This is a genomic window from Pseudomonas sp. CP4 (assembly GCF_047758505.1).
GTDB lineage: Bacteria > Pseudomonadota > Gammaproteobacteria > Pseudomonadales > Pseudomonadaceae > Aquipseudomonas > Aquipseudomonas fluorescens_AO.
Genome location: NZ_CP180489.1, coordinates 438,772 through 453,873, shown reverse-complemented (window position 1 = coordinate 453,873; position 15,102 = coordinate 438,772). Strand labels below are relative to the sequence as shown.

At 61.0% G+C, this 15,102-nt stretch carries 14 protein-coding genes, 1 tRNA gene and 1 pseudogene; 11 read left to right on the top strand and 5 right to left on the bottom strand.

What is annotated here, in order from left to right:
- Positions 1-56: 56 nt before the first annotated feature.
- Positions 57-758, top strand: coding sequence for a hypothetical protein (locus ACMYUN_RS01790; protein ID WP_415762583.1), 702 nt, complete (start codon positions 57-59; stop codon positions 756-758).
- The gene (locus tag ACMYUN_RS01785) at positions 755-1,396 is read left to right on the top strand and encodes a hypothetical protein (protein ID WP_415762582.1); all 642 of its coding nucleotides are present in this window, start codon (positions 755-757) and stop codon (positions 1,394-1,396) included. Before ACMYUN_RS01790 ends, ACMYUN_RS01785 begins: the two co-directional genes overlap by 4 nt.
- A 151-nt stretch (positions 1,397-1,547) precedes the next feature.
- Here ACMYUN_RS01785 and ACMYUN_RS01780 read toward each other — a convergent pair.
- Positions 1,548-1,635 (bottom strand) — tRNA-Ser (locus ACMYUN_RS01780).
- Between the two features lie 123 nt (positions 1,636-1,758).
- Here ACMYUN_RS01780 and ACMYUN_RS01775 point away from each other — a divergent pair.
- Complete coding sequence (locus tag ACMYUN_RS01775; RefSeq protein ID WP_008006561.1) at positions 1,759-2,430, top strand: Bax inhibitor-1/YccA family protein; 672 nt, start codon at positions 1,759-1,761, stop codon at positions 2,428-2,430.
- 67 nt (positions 2,431-2,497) lie between these two features.
- Here the strand turns inward: ACMYUN_RS01775 and ACMYUN_RS01770 are convergent, their stop codons facing one another.
- Both ACMYUN_RS01770 and ACMYUN_RS01765 read right to left on the bottom strand, forming a co-directional pair.
- Positions 2,498-2,827: a YceK/YidQ family lipoprotein gene (locus tag ACMYUN_RS01770; RefSeq protein ID WP_415762581.1), complete on the bottom strand. Its 330-nt coding sequence runs from the start codon at positions 2,825-2,827 to the stop codon at positions 2,498-2,500.
- A gap of 57 nt (positions 2,828-2,884) precedes the next feature.
- Complete coding sequence (locus ACMYUN_RS01765) at positions 2,885-3,322, bottom strand: Lrp/AsnC family transcriptional regulator (RefSeq protein WP_007955121.1); 438 nt, start codon at positions 3,320-3,322, stop codon at positions 2,885-2,887.
- Between the two features lie 148 nt (positions 3,323-3,470).
- Between ACMYUN_RS01765 and ACMYUN_RS01760 the strand changes: the two genes are divergently transcribed.
- Positions 3,471-4,364 carry a DMT family transporter gene (locus ACMYUN_RS01760; protein ID WP_415762579.1) on the top strand — a complete coding sequence of 298 codons (894 nt, stop codon included), beginning with the start codon at positions 3,471-3,473 and terminating at the stop codon, positions 4,362-4,364.
- Positions 4,365-4,367: 3 nt separating this feature from the next.
- Here the strand turns inward: ACMYUN_RS01760 and ACMYUN_RS01755 are convergent, their stop codons facing one another.
- Complete coding sequence (locus ACMYUN_RS01755) at positions 4,368-5,408, bottom strand: FUSC family protein (RefSeq protein ID WP_415764017.1); 1,041 nt, start codon at positions 5,406-5,408, stop codon at positions 4,368-4,370.
- A gap of 46 nt (positions 5,409-5,454) precedes the next feature.
- Positions 5,455-7,080, bottom strand: coding sequence for an NADP-dependent glyceraldehyde-3-phosphate dehydrogenase (locus tag ACMYUN_RS01750; RefSeq protein ID WP_415762578.1), 1,626 nt, complete (start codon positions 7,078-7,080; stop codon positions 5,455-5,457).
- Between the two features lie 413 nt (positions 7,081-7,493).
- Between ACMYUN_RS01750 and ACMYUN_RS01745 the strand changes: the two genes are divergently transcribed.
- From ACMYUN_RS01745 to ACMYUN_RS01715, 7 genes and pseudogenes are all read left to right on the top strand, one after another.
- Complete coding sequence (locus ACMYUN_RS01745; protein WP_080769391.1) at positions 7,494-8,105, top strand: transposase; 612 nt, start codon at positions 7,494-7,496, stop codon at positions 8,103-8,105.
- Between the two features lie 54 nt (positions 8,106-8,159).
- Positions 8,160-9,756 (top strand): annotated as a pseudogene (locus tag ACMYUN_RS01740) (ShlB/FhaC/HecB family hemolysin secretion/activation protein).
- Positions 9,757-9,768: 12 nt separating this feature from the next.
- The gene (locus ACMYUN_RS01735) at positions 9,769-11,568 is read left to right on the top strand and encodes a DUF2341 domain-containing protein (RefSeq protein ID WP_415762577.1); all 1,800 of its coding nucleotides are present in this window, start codon (positions 9,769-9,771) and stop codon (positions 11,566-11,568) included.
- An 11-nt stretch (positions 11,569-11,579) separates the two neighbouring features.
- Positions 11,580-12,005 carry an ExbD/TolR family protein gene (locus ACMYUN_RS01730; protein ID WP_003201710.1) on the top strand — a complete coding sequence of 142 codons (426 nt, stop codon included), beginning with the start codon at positions 11,580-11,582 and terminating at the stop codon, positions 12,003-12,005.
- 3 nt (positions 12,006-12,008) lie between these two features.
- Complete coding sequence (locus ACMYUN_RS01725) at positions 12,009-12,713, top strand: energy transducer TonB (RefSeq protein WP_095179904.1); 705 nt, start codon at positions 12,009-12,011, stop codon at positions 12,711-12,713.
- Between the two features lie 39 nt (positions 12,714-12,752).
- On the top strand, positions 12,753-14,450 hold the full coding sequence (locus ACMYUN_RS01720; protein ID WP_415762576.1) for a putative porin: 1,698 nt from the start codon (positions 12,753-12,755) through the stop codon (positions 14,448-14,450).
- 17 nt (positions 14,451-14,467) lie between these two features.
- Positions 14,468-15,097 (top strand): DNA repair protein, encoded by a 630-nt coding sequence (locus ACMYUN_RS01715; RefSeq protein WP_415762574.1) that lies wholly within the window; start codon positions 14,468-14,470, stop codon positions 15,095-15,097.
- Positions 15,098-15,102 lie beyond the last annotated feature (5 nt).

Below are 15,102 nucleotides of genomic sequence, written 5' to 3'. Positions count from 1 at the left end.
CAAATGGATTTGGCGGGCACCGGTGGACATTTACCAAGCGTTTCCAAGGAGCTCCAATGCCTGCCACGCATCGTCTTGATTTGCCTGCGATTGAACGTGCACTGCGGGAAGTGCAGAGCCGTTTCGCCGAGCTCAGCCGGCACTTCACCGAGCCCCGAGACCCGTTGACTGATGAAGTGCTGCACAATGTGCTTGAAGGCTATGCGTTGGTTGACGAGTATGTTGCCCGCGGCGTCGACCTGTTCGATCTGCAGCAACTGAACCTGATGCTGGAGATCAATGCCACAGTGCTTTGTGGCCGGGATCCGGCGCGCCGGCTGGAATACGCTCAGCATCTGTCCGCCACCGAGGCGCATTTCTTCAACAACGTCGAGGGCGGCATCAAGGACTTATACAACTGGTATTGCGCGTATCGCAGTGAGTCAGTCTGGAAGCGTGCAGCGGGTGTCTATGTGCGCATTCTGAGCAAGCCGCAGCTGTTTATCGAAGGCAATAACCGCAGTGGCTCGCTGATTGTCAGCTACTTGCTCATGCGGGCAGGGCTGCCTCCATTCGTGTTGACGCTTGAAAACGCCGAGGGCTATTTCAACCCGTCCTCGGTCATCCGCAACTCCGCCAAGCATGGCGTAAAGGCGTTGTACGAATTGCCCAAGATCAAGAAAAAATATGCAGCATTCTTAGAAGAACAGGCGCCCGATCCAATGAAGTTCTTTCTCAAAGGCAAGCCTTTGCCTGTCTCTCAGGGTGGCCAGCGATGAGCTGGGCTCCAGCATTTGCCAGATTGAAAACCTTCGGCAGCCGGGCAGGGCAGGCTATCCGCTGCGCTTTGCCGCAGTTGTTCGAACGTCAACGCATACGAATTTCGTTCGATATCGATGACACGCTCGCTTGCCAGCTCCACCACTGCGCAGTCGAGAACAGTCGACTACCGGCCTGTATTCATCGCTGGTTGGGTGAGCCGTTGCGGATGGGCACGCGATCGCTGATCCGAGAGCTGCGTCGCCAGGATTGCAGTATCTGGGTCTACACCTCATCCGGGCGCACGCCGTCCTATATCAGGCGCTGGTTGGCGCTGTACGGGATCCGCGTCGACGGCGTGGTCAACAGCGTGCTGCACAACCGTGCGCTGACGGCGCACGGGATGTCGAATGCGCCTTCCAAGTATCCGCCAGCGTTCGATATCGACTTGCATGTCGATGATTCGGAGGGCGTGCAGATTGAAGGCAAGGATCATGGCTTCCGGGTGGTCGTGGTGCATCCCGAGGATGATCGCTGGGCGCAGAAAGTGCTGGATTCGGTGGCCAGGGTCCAGGCGCAGCTCGCCTGGCAGCAAATGTTCAGACCTCAGGCGCCGGTGCAACAGCGTGCGGAGGCTGTCTTTGAGTCGCTTGGTTGAGCGAGTACGTATTGGCTATCTGGACAGCAGCGCCTCAGGTGTACGAGGCACTGCTGAGAAATGACTCAATAGATGCGCAAACGCTGCTGTGTAAACATGTCTCGCAGAAACGACAAAGCCCTGAATAATCAGGGCTTTGTCGTACATAAGATGGCGGAGGCGATGGGATTCGAACTCATGGACCTGTTACAGTCGACGGTTTTCAAGACCGTTGCCTTAAACCACTCGGCCACACCTCCGTTTGCGTTGCGGGCGCCATAATACCTGAATGAAACACACTGTCAAACTCTCTGCATGGCTTGTTACAGAGCGTCTGTTATGATCTTTGCGACTGAACGTTTCAAACCAACAGGAGTGTCGCCATGCGCGAACAGGATTACGCAGTTAATAACAGCGTGCAGGCTGAGCAGCTAGAGGTTAGCCGCGTCCTGCGCAACACTTATGGTCTCTTGGCCCTGACCCTCGCATTCAGCGGTGTGATGGCCTTCGTAGCCCAGCAGATGCGTGTCGGCTACCCGAACATTTTCGTGGTGCTGATCGGCTTCTACGGGCTGTTCTTCCTCACCAACAAACTCCGTGATTCCGCGTGGGGCCTGGTTTCCGCCTTCGCGTTGACCGGTTTCATGGGTTTCCTGCTCGGCCCGATCCTCAACCGTTACCTGGGCATGCAGGGCGGCGCTGAAGTGGTCAGCTCGGCATTCGCCATGACCGCGCTTGTGTTCGGTGGTCTGTCGGCCTACGTGCTGATCACCCGCAAGGACATGAGCTTCCTCGGTGGCTTCATCACTGCCGGTTTCTTTGTCCTGCTGGGCGCTACGCTGGCGAGCTTCTTCTTCCAGATCAGCGGCCTGCAACTGGCGATCAGCGCCGGCTTCGTGCTGTTCTCGTCGGTGTGCATTCTGTTCCAGACCAGCGCGATCATCCACGGCGGCGAGCGCAACTACATCATGGCGACCATCAGCCTGTATGTATCGATCTACAACCTGTTCGTCAGCCTGCTGCAACTGTTCGGCATCATGAGCCGCGACGACTGATCAAAGCAGCTGCAATAAAAAAAACCCGCTTCGGCGGGTTTTTTATCGTCTGCAGAAAAGTGGCTGCTCAGTTGATGACGATGCTGCCATCCACTTGCTGACGGTAGATTGTGTAGGGCAGGAGCAAGGTGTCGAGCGCGCCGGACACTACGGCGTCCACCAGCACCCCAGGGATCGCCGCGTTGCGGTGATCGTCGGGATCGATACCTGAGGCCAGCGGTGCGTTCAGCGTGCAGAAGTCATAGGCGAGGCCGCTGTAGATTCTCGGCACTGCGCCGCAATAACTCTTTTGTTCCTTGAGGCCGTCCACGGCAGCCTGATCATTACGCGCCACCGTTTGAATGGTGCCACAACCCCCGAGCAGCAGGGCCGCCAGCAGCATTGCCTGAATTTTCATACCGCCATTCCTTAGCCGCAAAAACCACAATCTACGCCGATCAATGACAAAAGGCACCTACGCCATCGGTGGCAGTCGTCGTTTCACCGGGGTCTTCTTGACGATCGCCGTGTTGGTTTCAGCCAGCGTATTAAGACGGTCAAGGAGGGTGTCGAGTTGTTCCATCGAGCGCACATGCAGACGAGCGATAAAGCAGTCCTCCCCAGTGACCTTGTCGCACTCGGTGAACTCAGGGATCGACATGATCTGCCGTTCCACCTCCTGCAACTGCCCTGGCAGCGGCCGCACCCGGACGATCGCCTGCAACTGATAGCCGAAGCATTTCGGATCGATTTCTACCGTGTAGCCCTTGAGTACGCCGCGTTCTTCCAGGCGCCGCAGTCGCTCGGCCACGCTGGGCGACGATAAACCGCTGATCTGGGCCAGCGCTTTCAGTGAGCGCCGCGAATCTTCCATCAGCGCGCCGATGAGGATCTGGTCGATATCGTCAGTCATGTACGAAGTCCCGATTAGGCCATGAGTGGAAAACACCCACGATAAAAAAGGCAAAAACCGAGTTTAGCCTGCTTTATGCGCTGGAGCTGCACTGCGTCCGCTGGGCATACTTTTGCCATGCTTTAGCCACAGCCTCAGGAGAAAAATAATGGACAACGCAATCCGCCGCGGCTCGCTGGAAATGACCGCCGCCATGCTGATATCTGGAACGATCGGCTGGTTCGTGCTGGTGTCCGGGCAGCCGGTGCTGGACGTGGTGTTCTGGCGTTGCGTAATCGGCGCCGGCACCTTGTTGTTGATCTGCGCCGGGTTTGGCTTCCTGCGCCCGGGGATTCTGACTCGCACTACGTTGCTTCTTGCCGTGGTCAGTGGTGCGGCGATTGTCGGTAATTGGGTGCTGCTGTTTGCGTCCTATTCCCGCGCCTCGATAGCCATTGGTACGGCGGTCTATAACGTGCAGCCGTTCATGCTGGTCGGCCTGGCGGCGTTGTTCCTTGGCGAAAAGATCACCGTGCAAAAGCTGTTCTGGCTGGCGATTTCGTTCATGGGCATGCTGGCGATTGTCAGCGCCCATGGCACCCAAGGTGAGGAGGGTAACGATTACTTGATGGGGATTGCCCTGGCGTTGGGCGCGGCGTTTCTTTATGCGATTGCCGCATTGATCATCAAGCGCCTGACCGGCACCCCGCCACATCTGATCGCGTTGATTCAAGTGTGCACCGGAATTCTGTTGCTCGCGCCGTTTGCGCATTTCGACGCGTTGCCGCAAGGCGCCGATGCCTGGGCCAGTCTGGTGACGCTGGGCATTGTTCACACGGGGCTGATGTACGTTTTGCTGTACGGCGCGATTCAAAAACTGCCGACCGCGCTGACCGGCGCGCTGTCGTTCATCTATCCGATTGCGGCGATATTCGTTGACTGGTTCGCCTTCGGTCATCGCCTCGAATTGCTGCAGTGGATCGGCGTGGCGGCGATCCTGCTGGCCGCCGCCGGGATGCAACAAGGTTGGGGCTGGAAAACCCGGCGGCTGGCGGCGCAGTAACGCTCAGATGTTCCAGCGCGGCGCAGTGGTTGCCAGACGCTGGCGCATCTCGCTGATATTGGCCGCCAGTTGTCGGGTCAGCATCCGGTAGCCGTCAAGCGTATTGGCGACCGGCGCATCAAGGTCCGCTGCTGGCAGCTCCATCGGCCGATCCAGCCGCTGCGAAGCGCCGGTTTTCAACGCGCGGGCCATGCCGATCAGCTGCACGCGAATCTGCCGGTGCTCAGCCTTCAGCGCCGTTTGCAGATGTGGCGAGGCCTGTGGATCGCTGAGGTTGGGGCGGATATTGCCGAGAATTTCCAGCGTGCTGATGCACATGCGCAGGTTGCGCTGAATCGCGTCGAGTTCGGTCATGGAGATTTTCACTTCCTTGGACACCGAGGGCATCAGCGAGCGCAACTGCACCATCACCGCACCCACCTTGCTCATCAGCCGCACATGCTCGTCGGCGCTGACCGCTTCACCGTTGACGATGCGCCCGTACACCGTGGCGCAGTCGCGCAAGGCGTCGGCGAGGTTGTAGCGCCACGAGTACACCGCGTACAGCGGCAAAGCAAAGGAGAAAGCCAGGGCGAGGGCGATGCCGATCAAGATGTCGACGCCGCGCCATAGACCATCGGTGATCGGATTGTCGCCATGCCCAGCGACGATGAACACAGTGATCGCCGAGAGCAGGGCGGTGTAGCCGCCCTTGCCAATCGCGTGATACGAGAAAAAGCCGCACACCACGGCCATGGAAAAATAGGTCAACCACGGCAGGCCAAGCCACGCATGTTGCGCCACCAGCGCCAACCCGACCCCCGCACCGATCAACGTGCCGATCGCGCGCTCAGCGGCTTTTTTGCCGATATTGCCGTGGTGCTGCAACCCACCGATCACCACCAGCATCGTCACCGACGCCCACTCACCGTGGGGCAGGTTGATGCCAGTGGTCAGCAGAATCGTCGCCAGCAACCCCAATGCCACCCGCACGGAATGGATCAGGCGGGCGTGACGATAGCGCCGGTACGGGTCCAGTAACGGACGCAGGATACGGCGCAACAGCGGTGGCCATCGGTGGGTGCTGAACGTACTCAGTGCAAGGTCCTCGTCAGAAAATGTAATCAGTGGTCAGGAAACTCGAATCACGTCCGCGAATGATTTCGCTGATCAGATCCTTGTTGCTTTCCTGGAACCTGGTCGCGACCAGCGTGCGGATCGAAAACACCCGCAATGCATCGTGTACCGACAGCGTGCCTTCGGCGGAGTTCTTGCGACCGTTGAACGGGTAGGTATCCGGGCCGCGCTGGCACTGGGCGTTGAGGTTGATCCGCCCGACCTGATTGGCGAAGGTGTCAACCAGCCGCCCGACCGCGACGGGGTTGGTGCCGAAAATGCTCAGCTGCTGGCCGAAGTCGGATTCCAGCACGTAATCGATGACGGTATCGAGGTGGCGGTAAGGCACGATCGGCACCACCGGGCCGAATTGTTCCTCCTGATAGACGCGCATCTGCGGGTTAACCGGGTACAGCACTGCGGGGTAGAAGAACGAGGCGTGAGACTCACCGCCATTGGGGTTGACCACTTGGGCGCCTTTGCTTTGCGCGTCAGCGACCAGACCGTGCAGGTAATCAACCTTGCCCGACTCCGGCAGCGGTGTCAGCGCCACGCCGCTGTCCCACGGCATGCCCGGTTTCAGTGTGGCGAGTCTGGCGTTGAATTTCTCGATGAAGCTGTCGACCACGTCCTCATGGACGAAAAGGATTTTCAGAGCGGTGCAGCGCTGCCCGTTGAACGACAGCGAGCCGGTGACCGCTTCGCTGACGGCATTGTCGAGATCGACTTCGGGCAGAACGATGCCGGGGTTCTTGGCGTCCAGGCCGAGAGCCGCGCGCAAGCGGTGTGGTTTCGGGTGCAGTTTCTTCAGGTCGCTGGCGGCCTTGTTGGTGCCGATGAAGGCGAAGATGTCGATCTTGCCGCTCGCCATCAGTGCGCTGACGGTCTCGCGGCCGCTGCCGTAGATGACGTTGATCACGCCGGTCGGGAAGCTGTCGCGGAAGGCCTCGAGCAACGGCCGGATCAGTAGTACGCCGAGCTTGGCCGGTTTGAATACCACGGTGTTGCCCATGATCAGCGCCGGAATCAGCGTGGTGAAGGTTTCGTTCAGCGGATAGTTGTAAGGGCCCATGCACAGTGCGACGCCAAGCGGTACGCGGCGGATCTGGCCGAGGGTGTCCTGTTCCAGCTCGAAACGGCTGGAGCGGCGGTCGAGTTCTTTCAGGGCGTTGATGGTGTCGACGATGTAATCGCAGGTGCGATCGAACTCTTTTTCCGAGTCCTTGAGGTTCTTGCCGATCTCCCACATCAGCAGCTTGACCACAGCTTCGCGCTGCTCGCGCATACGGCCGAGAAACGCTTCGACATGCTGGATGCGCTCGGCCACGCGCATGGTCGGCCACAGTCCCTGGCCCCGGTCATAAGCGCGGACGGCAGCGTCGAGGGCGGTGAGCGCGGTTTCGGCATCCAGCAGCGGCGTGCTGCCGAGGATCACCTGTTCTTCGCCGTTTTCGCCTTTCAGATAAACCGGGCTGCGCACGGTGGCGAGTGGGCCGTCCCAGCGGCGCAATTGGCCATCGACCAGATATTCACGCTGCTCGACCTGAGCGTCCAGGCGGTATTTTTCCGGGATGTCGCTGCCAGAAGGGAACAGGTTGCCAAGGATGTTTGCTGTGGTCATGTCACTACCCTGTGTTGAAGTCGGCGTGCCGATTGAAAGTCTTGTGAAGGTTATACGCCTGAATGGGTCGGGATTTAACCCTGTGAATGTCACGCGAATGTCACGCAACGGTGCAGAGCAAAAGGGCAGGCGCGTCGCCGAATCTCATGCCACCCCGAATCCCTGTGGGAGCTGGCTTGCCAGCGATGGGGTCGGCACATCCACCCGCTTGATTGACTGACCCACCGCCATCGCTGGCAAGCCAGCTCCCACAGGGTCTGAGTGATTTCGCGGGCCATGTGCAGTTTCGTAATGAAGCTTTTATGACAAAAGTTCGGTAGCCCTTTGCCAGTCCGGTCATGCCTGTGTAACGCGCTTGAGGAGCCTTTCGGGGCGCACTTTGCAAGCCGAGGCGGGACGCCGGGAGTGAGGCAATGGGGACTATGGAACGCTATTCGAAAGTGGGCATGCAGGAGCTCGATCAACGCTTGTCGAAGATCGTCGAAGCCGCGCGCAAGAAGCCGGTTTCGGTATATCGCTACGGCGCGCCGTGGGTCTGGATCGTCTCGCAGGAAGACTGGCAGGGCGCCCTGAAAGAAGTGTCCAGCTACATTCCGCCGGGCCATTCGCTGGTGTTGCTGCGCCCGCAGATCGACGATCTGCTCGACGCCCACCAGGACCTTCTGCACGACCTCAATACCGCGCCCGGCATGCTCATTCCCGCGCAAACGGTCATGCACATCCTGCTCCTGCAATTGCTCTATTCGGTGCCCAGCGAACAGCAACTCTATGAACAGCTGAATTACAACCTGCTGTTCCGCTGGTTCGTTGGCCTCGGCCTGAACCAGAAAGTCTGGAGTTTCACCGCCCTCAGTCGCGACATTGCCACGCTGCTCAACGAGCCGCGCGCGGTGCTGCTGATTCAGAAAATCATCGGCGAAGTGTTCTGCGGCGCCTTGCTGCAAATGCCCGAGTTCTCGCTGAACTTCGCGCTGTTGCACACCTGGCTGGGCAAGCACGCCTGCGCCACAACGATCAGCAATTGACGCATCACACCGGGCGCCAATGCCCACAGGTCATCGCGAATTTCAGGGGGTAATGTGGAACGGATTTTCACGTCACGGCTGGCGCTGTGCGGCTGGCTGCTGGTGACGGCGGGCGCGCAGCCGGCGCTGGCCGAGGAGGGCACAGAAGCGCCCGCCGCGCAGCGACTGGTGGACGTCAACGAATACTTCGTGCGCGGCAACACCGTGCTCGATGCGCGGGCGATCGAAGAAGCGGTGTACCCGTTTCTCGCCGCAGAAAGCCTTGAGCGACATCGAAGGCGCGCGCGATGCGTTGCAGAAGGCCTATCAGGAACGCGGCTACCAGTCTGTGTTCGTCGAGCTGCCCGAGCAGGCCGTGGCCGATGGCATCGTCTATCTGCAAGTCAGTGAAACCAAGGTCGGCCGGGTGCGCGTGGTTGGCGCCAAACACTATTCGCCGCTGGACATCCGCGACAACGTTCCGGCACTGAAAGAAGGCGAGGTGCCGGACTTCGCCAAGGTCCAAGGCGAACTGGCGCAGCTCAACAAAACGCCCGGCCGGCAAGTGATGCCGCTGGTGCGTGAAGGCCAGCGTCCCGGGACCATGGATGTCGACTTGCAGGTCGAAGACCAGAACCCGTGGACGGCCAGCGTGGGCCTCAATAACGACTACAGCGCCGACACCGAAAAGCTGCGCAGCGTCACCAGTCTCGGTTACAACAACCTCTGGCAGCTCGGTCACAGCGTCAACCTGACGTTCTTCACCGCGCCGCAGGAAACCGACAACGCCAAAGTCTGGTCGGGCTCCTACACCGCGCCGCTGAGCGAGCGCTGGAGCGTGCAGTTCTCCGGTTACCAGTCCGACAGCAATGTCGCCACCATCGGCGGCAGCAACGTGCTGGGCAAGGGTCATTCTTACGGCGTCGCGGCGATTTACACGCTGCCCTCGAGCGGCAACTGGTCGAACTCGCTGTCGGCCGGCATCGACTTCAAGGACTTCGACGAGCGCCTGAGCCTGTCCGGCGAAAGCGACAAGGTGCCGCTCAAATATGCGCCGTTCACCTTCGCCTACAACGGTTATCGCTATAGCGAAAAGAGCCAACTCGGCCTCGGCCTGAGCCTGGTTGCCGCCACCCGCAGCGTGTTCGGCTACGGCAGCGACGACGAAGACTTCGACTACAAACGCTATCGCGCCAAACCGAGTTTCGCCGTGCTCAAGGGCGACACCAACTACACCTGGACCTTCGACAGCGACTGGCAGAGCGCAAGCAAAGCCGCATTCCAACTCGCCTCGGGGCCGCTGGTTTCCAACGAACAATTCTCCGCCGGTGGCGCCACCTCCGTGCGCGGCTATCTCGCGGCTGAACGTACCGCCGATGACGGCTACCTGCTCAGCCAGGAATTGCGCACACCGTCGCTGGCGAAATTCGCCGGCACGTGGATGCAGGACTGGCGCTTCTATGCCTTCGCCGAAGGCGCGCAGTTGTACCTGCGCGACGAACTGCCGGATCAGGACGCCAATTACGCCCTCGCCAGCGTCGGCCTCGGCACCCGCGCCAGCCTCAGTAAATGGCTGTCCGGCAGCCTCGACTGGGGCTACCCGCTACTCGAAGGGCCGAACACCTCCAAGCAGGAATCGCGCCTGCACTTCAACCTTCAAGCCACTTTCTAACGGAGCACGTCCATGCAACGCCTCTTCCTTTCGTTGTTGATCTGCCTGGGCTTCGTGCTCCCGGCCACGGCTCAGGCCTGGTGGCAGGACGACTGGCATTACCGCAAACAGATTGCCGTCGACACCACCCCGCAAGGCGCGGCGATCAATCAGGCCCTTGGCCGCACCGCGCTGTTGGTGCGCTTACACACCGGCAACTTCACCTTCGACGGTGTGAAAGAGGACGGCTCCGATCTGCGCTTTGTCGCCGCCGATGACAAGACTGTGCTCAATCACCAGATCGAAAGCTTCGATGCGCTGATGGGCATGGCGCTGATCTGGGTTGATGTGCCGAATGTAGAGGGCGGTCAGCGTCAGGACATCTGGATGTACTACGGCAACCAGAAAGCCCCGGCCACCGGCAACGGCCAACTCACCTTCGATCCGAATTACACCGCGCTGTATCACTTCGACGGCGCCACCGGCACCCCGGCGAAAGACACCACGGCGTACGGCAACACCGCGCAAAGCGCGACCGGCACAGCGATCGATGGCGTCGTCGGCCGTGCCTTGCAGTTCAGCGGTCAGCCGTTGTTGCTGCCGGCCAGTCCGTCGCTGCAACACAACGCTGGTAGCGCGTTCACTTTCAGCGCCTGGCTGCGCCTGGATCAGGCCAGTGGCGAGCAACTGATTCTCGCTCGACGCGAAGGCACGCAAAGTCTGTTGGTCGGCGTAAGCCAGGGTCTGCCATTCGTGGAAATCGACGGCCAGCGCGCCGCTGCTACCCAGGCACTGCCTCCGGCGCAATGGCAACACGTTGCGCTGACCGCTGAGGGCTCGAAAGTCACCCTCTACATTAACGGTCGCGAGAGCGCTGCACTGGCTCAGGCGATGCCGGCGTTCAACTCGGTCATGGCCATCGGTGCCGATCTGCAGCAAGGCGCGTTCCAGCCATTCGCTGGCGCCATCGACGAACTGCGCCTGTCGAAAGTCGCCCGTCCTGCTGCGCTGTTGCTGGCCGATGCCACCTCGCAAGGCGCCGAGTCGAAACTGGTCGCCTATGGCGTCGATGAAGAACAGTCCGGATTCGGTTTCGGCAGCCTCGGCTTCCTGCTCAACGCGGTGCCAATTGACGCTTGGGTGATCATCGCTGTGCTAGTGCTGATGATGTTCCAGTCGTGGATCATCATGCTGCGCAAGAACCGCAGCCTCAGCCGCGTCACCGCTGCCAACGAAGACTTCCGCGTGCAGTTCGCCAAGGTCGGGACGCGTCTGGAAATGTTCGCCGACGACGCCCAACTGGCGCAGCGCCTGCAGCATTCGTCGCTGTGGCGCCTTTATCTGGTGGCGGTCAAAGAGATTCGCACCCGCCGTGAGCAGGGCGCCGATACCTCGTCGGTTTCCGCCGCCACCATCGAAGCCATCCGCTGCTCCATGGACGGCGTGCGCACCCGGGAAAACCAGCAACTGAGTTCGAAACTCTCGACCCTGTCCAACGCCATCGCCGGCGGCCCGTACATCGGCCTGCTCGGCACCGTGCTGGGGATCATGGTGGTGTTCCTCGGCACGGCGATGGCCGGCGACGTCAACATCAATGCCATCGCACCGGGCATGGCTGCCGCGTTGTTGGCCACAGCGATGGGCCTGTTCGTCGCGATCCCCGCACTCTTTGGCTACAACCGCCTGATTACCCGCAACAAGGAAGTCAGCGCCGACATGCGCGTGTTCGTCGACGAGTTCATCACCCGTCTGGCGGAAATGCATGGCGAGAGCCAGTTCAGTGAGGCGTCGCATCAGCGCGGCCATCACGCCCACCACTCCGTACCGGCCTGAGGAGCACTGTCATGGCGTCCGTAAATGCCTCCCACGACGATGACGACGATGCCGCGGTGGACAGCATCAATATCACTCCGCTGGTCGACGTGCTGATGGTGGTGCTGGTGATGTTCATCCTCACCGCCACCGCGCAGGTCTCCGGGATCCAGATCAACCTGCCCAAGGCCAGCGCGTCGGTGTCGCTGTCAGAGGCCAAGACCAAGGCGATCTCGGTGAACGACGGCGGTCAGGTGTTTCTCGATGCCTATCCGGTGACCTTGGCCGAGCTGGAAGAACGCCTGCGCATCGAGAAAGCGCAGAGCCCGGACTTCCCGGTGATCGTGCGTGGCGATGCGACGGTGCAGTACCAGAAAGTCATCGAAGTGCTCGACCTGCTGCGCCGGCTCGAACTGTCCCAGGTCGGTCTCGTCACCGGCAAACCGAGTCAGGGCTGAGTCATGACCGCACAACTCCCGATCGAACCGCCGCCCGTGAAAAAGTCGCCGTTGCGCTATGTGAAGTGGGGCGCCGGGCTGCTGGTCGGCGCGCTCGCCGCGTGGTTCCTCTGGCAGTGGGCCAACGACATGGCCGGCGTGCGTCGCGAAGCGCCGAAGGTGCCGACGATCATCCCGTTGCCGCCACCGCCACCACCGCCGCCGGAGAAACCGCCAGAGCCGGAAACGCCGGTGGAAGAAAAGGTCGTCGAGCCCGAGCCAACGCCGGAGCCGGAGGAGGTCAAGCCTGAAGAAGAGGCGCCGCCATCGCCGGCGGACGATCTGGCCAACCCAATGCAAATGGACGGCGACGCGCAGTCCGGCAGCGATGCTTTCAACATTGGCGCCGGCAAGGGCGGCGGCATGGCCGGAGCCGGCGGCGGGCGTTTGGGCACGGGCACGTACAGCCAGTTTCTCGCGTTCACCTTCCAGCGTTTGCTGCGCGAGAACCCCGAGCTGCGCAACCTCGCGTTTTCACTGCAGGCCGATGTCTGGCTGAGCAGCGTCGGCGAGATCACCCGTGTCGAGCTGATCAAGTCCAGCGGCAACCCGCAAATCGATACCCAAGTGCTGGCCGCTTTACGCGGTGCGCCAGCCCTCAGCGAACGGCCTCCGGCCTCCATCACTTTGCCTGTGCGCCTGTCCCTGCAAGGGCGGCGTCCGGGCTAATTCACTTATTCAAGCTTCGGCAAAAGGAGTTGTGTGCAGATGATTTCCAACGTGAATCGATTGTCCCTGGCGGTCGGCATGGTCATTGCGACCCTGGTCGGTCAGGCCGTGGCAGCGCCTGCGCCTTCGGAGAACGCCACGATCAATCTGATCCGCTTGCTGGTCGAGCAGGGCATTCTCAAACAGGACAAGGCCGACGCGCTGATCGCTCAGGCGCAGAACGAAGCGGCCCAAGCGAAACAGGCTGCCGCGTCCACCGCCGTCGCGGCCGGGCCGGTCGCCGCGCCGGGGGATGTGCGCGTGCAGTACGTGCCGGCAGCGGTGCGTGACCAGATCCGCGATCAGGTCAAAGCCGAGGTCATGGCCGCCGCCAAACAGGAAAACTGGGCAGCGCCGAATACCTTCCCCGACTGGGCCTCGCGCATCAGTTTCGACGGCGATATTCGTCTGCGCGACGAATCGCGTTACTACTCAGGCAACAACAGCAACGAAATCGTCGACTTCGCCAAGCTCAACAACAACGGCCCGTACGACGTAAATCCCAACAGCAGCACCAGCCTGCCGCCGTTGCTCAACACTCGCGAGGACCGCGAAAACCTCTTTCGCCTGCGCGCTCGTCTGGGCATGAAAGCGGTGATTTCAGAGGAGTGGACCGCCGGCATTCGCATCGGCACCGGTTCGGACAACAACCCGGTATCGACCACGCAGAACCTCGGCGGCGGCTTTGCCAAGAAGGACATCTGGCTCGATCAGGGCTACCTGACCTGGAAGCCAATGGACGAATTGACCCTGACCGGCGGGCGCTTCGCCAACCCGTTCATGTCCACCGACATGCTCTATTCCAACGACCTGAATTTCGACGGTGTGGCGGCGATATTCGATCACAAGCTCAACCGCGATTGGGGCGTGTTCGGTACGGTCGGCGCGTTCCCGGTGGATTACACCAACGACACTTCCAGCAGCAACGGTTTCGACAAGGAAGAGAGCGACAACAAGTGGCTGTACGGCGCGCAGCTCGGCGCGAAATGGGCGATCAGCAGCAACAACCGCCTCAAAGGTGCGCTGGCCTATTACCGCTTCGACGACATTCAGGGCCAGCGCTCCAGCCCTTGCGAACCGTGGGCCGGCGCGCCGGGTTGCGACAGCGACGGCAGCCGCGCGGCGTTCATGCAGAAGGGCAACAGCGTGTTCCTGCTGCGTGACATCACGCCGAACCCGCTCAACCCGAGCGCCACGCCGCAGCCGCAATTCGTCGGCCTCGCGTCCGAGTTCAACCTGCTCGATCTCAACGTGGTCTGGGACGCCGACCTGCCGCAGGACTTCAAACTGCGCAGCCAGGGCGATTACATCCACAACCTCAGCTACGACGAAGGCGAGATGCGCAAGCGTTCCGCCGGGCAGATCGTCAACAACCTCGACAGCAACGGCGAGATCGAAAGCGGCGCCAACGCGTGGATGGTGCAGTTCACCCTCGGCAACGCGCTGGACCTCAAGCGCAAGGGCGACTGGAACCTGTTCGCCGGCTACAAGTACATCCAGCCGGACGCCTTGCCCGACGGCTTCAACGACTCGTCGTTCCACCTCGGCGGCACCAACGCCAAGGGCTATTTCATGGGCGGCAACTACGGCCTGGCGAAGAACGTTTCTGCCACCGGCCGCTGGATGAGCACCGAAGCGGTGTACGGCGCGCCGTTCGACATTGACGTCTTGCAGCTTGAGATCAACACGCGCTTCTAAGGCGCCGGGAGAGCTTTATGAACACGCGTTTTCTCGCGCTGGGCCTGGGTTTAGCGATAGCCACCGGGGCGAGCGCCGAAGGCATGGAAGAACGCCTGCGCACGCAATTGCGCAGCACCACCCAGCAATTGCAGGCCCTGCAAACCCAACAGGCCCAGGCCAGCGCCGCGCAACTGGCGGCGCAGAACGAAGCCAAGGCAGCGCAAGCGCAGATCAAGCAACTGACTGCCGAACTGGCCAAAGCCAAAGGCCTCGCCGAGCAACTGTCCGGGCAGCAACAGAGCCTGCACAGCCAGGCGCAGGCGCAAGTGGCGGCCAGTGCCGAACAGACCGGCAAGTTCAAAAAAGCCTATGACGAGTTACTAGTTCTCGCCCGTGGCAAAGAAGCCGAACGCGCGAAACTGCAAGCGCAACTGGCGGAACGTGACACACAAGTGCAGCAATGTTCAGCCAAGAATCAGCAAATGTACGGCGTCGCCAAACAGATCCTCACGGCCTACGAAAACATCGACGTCGCCGAGGTGATGAAAATCCGCCAGCCCTTCGCCGGCAGCGCACGGGTCAAGTTCGATGAACTGGCGCAGGGCTTTGGCGACGAGCTCTACAAAACCCAATTCGACGCGCCGCAAGCCGCGATCGCTCACTGATAACA